This window comes from Bradyrhizobium sp. AS23.2 (genome assembly GCF_001908185.1).
Lineage (GTDB): Bacteria > Pseudomonadota > Alphaproteobacteria > Rhizobiales > Xanthobacteraceae > Bradyrhizobium.
The window spans coordinates 1-4254 of record NZ_LGHM01000211.1 but is presented as its reverse complement, the minus strand read 5'-3'; the positions used below and the strand labels follow the sequence as shown (position 1 = coordinate 4254).

Annotated in this window: 4 protein-coding genes and 1 pseudogene; 4 read left to right on the top strand and 1 reads right to left on the bottom strand. The window is 58.4% G+C overall.

What is annotated here, in order from left to right:
- Positions 1-554: 554 nt before the first annotated feature.
- Complete coding sequence (locus AC630_RS44685; RefSeq protein ID WP_143198597.1) at positions 555-767, top strand: hypothetical protein; 213 nt, start codon at positions 555-557, stop codon at positions 765-767.
- Positions 768-794: 27 nt separating this feature from the next.
- On the opposite strand, the gene AC630_RS36740 is transcribed toward AC630_RS44685, so the two are convergent.
- Complete coding sequence (locus AC630_RS36740) at positions 795-1871, bottom strand: AraC family transcriptional regulator (RefSeq protein ID WP_143198596.1); 1077 nt, start codon at positions 1869-1871, stop codon at positions 795-797.
- Between the two features lie 249 nt (positions 1872-2120).
- Between AC630_RS36740 and AC630_RS44680 the strand changes: the two genes are divergently transcribed.
- The 3 genes and pseudogenes from AC630_RS44680 to AC630_RS36725 form a co-directional block, all read left to right on the top strand.
- Entirely contained in the window at positions 2121-2585 is a 465-nt protein-coding gene (locus AC630_RS44680) for a hypothetical protein (RefSeq protein ID WP_143198595.1), read from the top strand.
- A gap of 122 nt (positions 2586-2707) precedes the next feature.
- Complete coding sequence (locus AC630_RS36730; RefSeq protein WP_074123275.1) at positions 2708-3094, top strand: hypothetical protein; 387 nt, start codon at positions 2708-2710, stop codon at positions 3092-3094.
- A 314-nt stretch (positions 3095-3408) separates the two neighbouring features.
- Positions 3409-3711 (top strand): annotated as a pseudogene (locus AC630_RS36725) (transposase); the annotation flags it as partial.
- Positions 3712-4254 lie beyond the last annotated feature (543 nt).

The following is a 4254-nucleotide window of genomic DNA, read 5'->3' as shown; positions in this document are numbered from 1 at the left end:
GCGTCAGCTGGGATCTGTCCGCACCTTCAACGAAGCGTCCCATCCGTATCCCCCATCAGGAAACGGAGGAATCCTAGCCGACTCGTGGCTTTTCACACAGCCAGGGTCAAAACCGGCAATGCTCTAATCGAGCTGTAGATTTCCGCTTAGCCCCGAAGCCGACATCTGCGCCTTGAAGTAAACGCCCTAACAGGCGGATCGCCGAAAGACCGTCCCTGCGTCGATTCCGGCCATCCGATAAGTTCTTGTTGAGGAAGACTCGGTGGGGCCTCCGGACCTTCGCTCTTGGAAACCAGAAGAAACGCTTTGTCTGAACGTCTCTAAACTGCGTCGCGAATCGCCAAATCATTGGCGTGCATTCACAAGACCTTTCCCTCAACGAACCCCTAATTCTGCTTCGCTTGCGAGGTGAGAGCCCAGATCAGCTTTCTGCTGACCTCCGCCGCCTCAATAACCACTCGACAGGCCTCACGAGAATGAGCGGCAATAGAGGGCGAGCCGGCGTTCTGCAGTTCCTGTGGGGTCGCGAGCAAAGAGCAGGCAAACGAGCAGGCATGAACAAGACGGAGAACCACTGCACGCGATGCGGACGCAAATCGATCCGCACGCCGGACATTAATCTGCAAGGCGTGGTCGTAACTGGCCGGCAATGGTGCGAGAGCCGCCTGTGTCAAAACGGCATGCAGGTTCCTATCTCGCCGCTTCTTTATCACTGGTTGTCTTGGGGCGACTTGCCGGAAGACAAGAAGCTTTTGCGCAAGGCTTAGTAACGTGGAAGCCATCAACACCTTGAATCAGCGCGAAAGCCGAAGCTCTCGCGGCGATTTGCCAGTCCACCGTCGGCATGCGTGGGTGAAGGAACTTGCCTCCTCGAAACCGAGAAGCCAAGCGATCCTTGAGATCGGCATGCCATCCTCCTCCAAATAACGGGCGGCTAGGTTCGCTTTGAGCTGCTGCAGGATCTCGTTAAATGTCACGCCCTCATCAGCGAGCCTGCGCACCAACGTCCGTTCGCTCATCCCGAGCTTCTTGGCGACAACGCTCGCCTTCGCCTGGCCGTGCGGAAGCAAGGGAGCGATTGTATTCTCGACCGTGATACGGAGTCTGCCACTATTGCTCCTGCGAGAACTCAGGCTCTCCTCGCAGGTCTTGAGTAGGATCTTGTTCAGCCGCGCGTCGGCATCAACCAGCGCCCACTCCGCCGAGCCAGCCGGGAAATCGAGCTCGTCGGCACTGCTGCCAAATTCGAGATCCCTCCCGAGAAACCCAGCAAACTTCGCGATGCCTCTCGGCCGGACGTGACTAATGGATACGTGTTTGGGAAAGAAGCGACGTCCACTCAACGCGCGAGACACTCGGACCATTGCGACGATGCAGAATTCGATCTGCTGGAGATCGACATGGCGCTGAATCCCGGAATAGGCGATACGCAGTGTTGGTTCGCGCGTCTCGTGATATTGAAGCACGACGGCCTCATTGGTGATGCGGCTGTAGCGGGCGGCGCGCTTCAGCGCATCTCCGAGCGTGTCGGACGATGCCATGACGTAATACAGCAACCCAAGATCTCGGAGGTCAAACTCTTCGGCGAGCCGAAGGCCAAGAAGATCATCGTTAAGCGCTTCGGCGGCTGCTTCAAGAAATGCGATCTGGTTGGAAGCGTTGATGCGTCGTTCGGAATCATCGATCTGGTCGATGGTCAACCCAACGCGCGACAACAGCGGCTCCAATTTGATGCCTGCTCTGCGCACGCGCTCGGCAGCTAATCGCGACAATCCGCCCTGCACCGTCGGTGGGTCCGACAGCTGCTTAATAATACTTCTCGTTGAACGTCCCGCCATCATCGCAACCAAGTCTTTGGCGGAAAATAACAAGAATGCGCCTGAATTGCAACCTATAACTGAAACCAAAGAGAGCGCTACCTCACGGTGCTCGGCGCCGCTCGGCTGCGTTGTCGCCTACTGATCTGGCGAGATCCAACCGCGCGCGAATTGGGAAAGCGCATCAATCGCTGTTGTCACCCGGCGGCGCAAGCCTACCGGGGTTGAGGCGTCGGAAAGGATCGTGATCACGCGAGCCGCAAGAGGAGAAAGAAATTGCCACTAAAGTTAGGACGGCTCGCGGTGTTCGGCGCTGTTGTGGTGATGCTGTACGCTGTGGGTCAAGGTAGCAAACCAGCATCGGATGCCTCGCCAACACGAGCCGCTGACTCACCCAAAACAGAAAAAGAGAAACCCGAACCGGTTCGTCCTAGAGCTGGTCAGGAGGTTAGCGAAGAATACTTCGATTGGATCAACAGAAAAATGGGCTTCGAATGCCAGCAGCAGATCAAACGTCTGGTGCGTAACGACATGCGATCACCGGGCGTTTTTTCTGGGACGAACTCGATGGACTCGGTGTTCTTCCTGCTGCGATTTGATCGATGGAGCAAACGCGTCGCCAATGACGGCACCATCCGAATGCGCGGCGATCAAGCCGAAGCCCAAAATGGCTTGGGCAATTGGATGCGCGTTACCTATTCCTGCACCGTGAATATCGACACCAAGACGGTGACGAACGCCTCGCTCGACAATGGTCGGCTCAACTGAGGCAATGGATAAAAGGCGACCTCCTCTGCTCTCTGTCCCCGGCGGCGCGAGCCTACCGGGGTTGAGGGCGTAGGGAATGGTCCCTGAAACCGGAGTTCACAAATGGCCAGGACGAGAGCCGAATGATCGAAACCATCCCGACCCCGACCGGTCCGATAAGCGAAGCCTTTAATGCGATGCTCGCGAGCTTGCTGCGCTACATGGCGGACAAGAAGAATGCCGACATCGACATCGAGGCGATCCGCCGCTTCCTAGCCATCCACGACGCGAGCGAGCCGCCGCACATTCTCGCGACGTGGGATCTCAACACAGCGCAACCGGGCACATGCTCCGCCCGAACTAGCGCAATCCTGCGCGCTTCGCTCTTGATGGTCGCTGCGATGGTTCGTGGTGGTATCGACACACCCGGCTACAAGGCCGCATTGGAGCAGCTCTCCGAAGCTGTATCTGCAGTCCTCGATGCGATGCAGCCACCACCAAAGCCCAGTCGTTCCGCCCGAAGGAGGTAATCACCAGACCAATGAAACGACCTCTACTCGCCGCTGCAGCCATGCTGCTGTCCACTGCTGCCGTCGCAACCAACAAGCCGACCATCCTGACGCAGAAGGGCGTGTGGACCGCCTACACCATCATTGGCGATGATGGTGTCACCTCGCTCTGCGGGAGTTACACGTCGGGTGACAATCGCCGGATATACATCAAGTATTTCCGCCATCGCTTCGTCGTGCATTTCTACAAGACGTCATGGCGCGTCACGGTCGGCACCAAGGTGAAGGTCACGCTTCGAACCGATCGCGGCGAGCCAACCAATGGCACCGGCGTTGCCCTTTGGCTCGGCCTCGTGCCCAAACAGATGTCGACCGGAGACCGGACTATCCTCGGACGCATCTCCAAGCGCGGGAACAGCTACTTGCGCATGCTCTTCATCCAAGCAGCCCGGGTTATCCTGTTGCGACCGGCGAACTCGCCGAAGCACGGTTTTGGAGCCTGGCTCGTTCGCGCCATTCAGCGCCTGCATCCTAATGTTTTGGCCGCGGCTCTTGCCAACAAGCTCGCGCGGATCGCCTGGACCGTGCTCGCACAAGAGCGCAGTTATGAGGCGCGCATCACAAAGGCAGCAGCCTGATGAACACGCTCAGGTTCACCAAGGGGATGGCCGCCGCCCCCTGTCGCCCCCGTCGCTCGCCAGATCGGGCGAGCGAGCGACGGTGGCTCCGAGGGGACGGCTTTAGCTGATCCCAAAGCCAGAGTTTGGCTTTCCCGCCGAGGTCTGCGAGTCGGAATGAGGAGATGGAGAAAAGGTCTCGCCAGCGCGTTCGTGATCAGGTGGCCCTTATGGCCTTCGGGGCCGAGACGCGAATGAGATCGAGCGCGCGCGGATATCCATGATGGCCAGGAACGCAAACGTTCCGCCAAGGGCCGGATACAGAAGCGCAAGACCCACGACCTCCAGATCGTCACTTTCGGCTTGCAGCGCGCGGCCGGTCCATACAGAAGGGCCACTTCCGGACATCCTCGTTTGATCTCCAGAATACACCACTGGCCCCAAGTTAGTCGTTGATTTGCAAGACGCAGGAGCGAACGAGCCATGCTCGACGGCGAGCGCTCTGCGCCGACGACTGGCAGAATGAAGCCGCCGCCGGAGGCAAGTATGGTCGAAACCACTCTT

Bases quoted from the DNA above. Each gene is read 5' to 3' on its own strand.
- AC630_RS36730 (WP_074123275.1), top strand. From the start codon at position 2,708: ATGATCGAAACCATCCCGACCCCGACCGGTCCGATAAGCGAAGCCTTT.
- AC630_RS44685 (WP_143198597.1), top strand. From the start codon at position 555: ATGAACAAGACGGAGAACCACTGCACGCGATGCGGACGCAAATCGATC.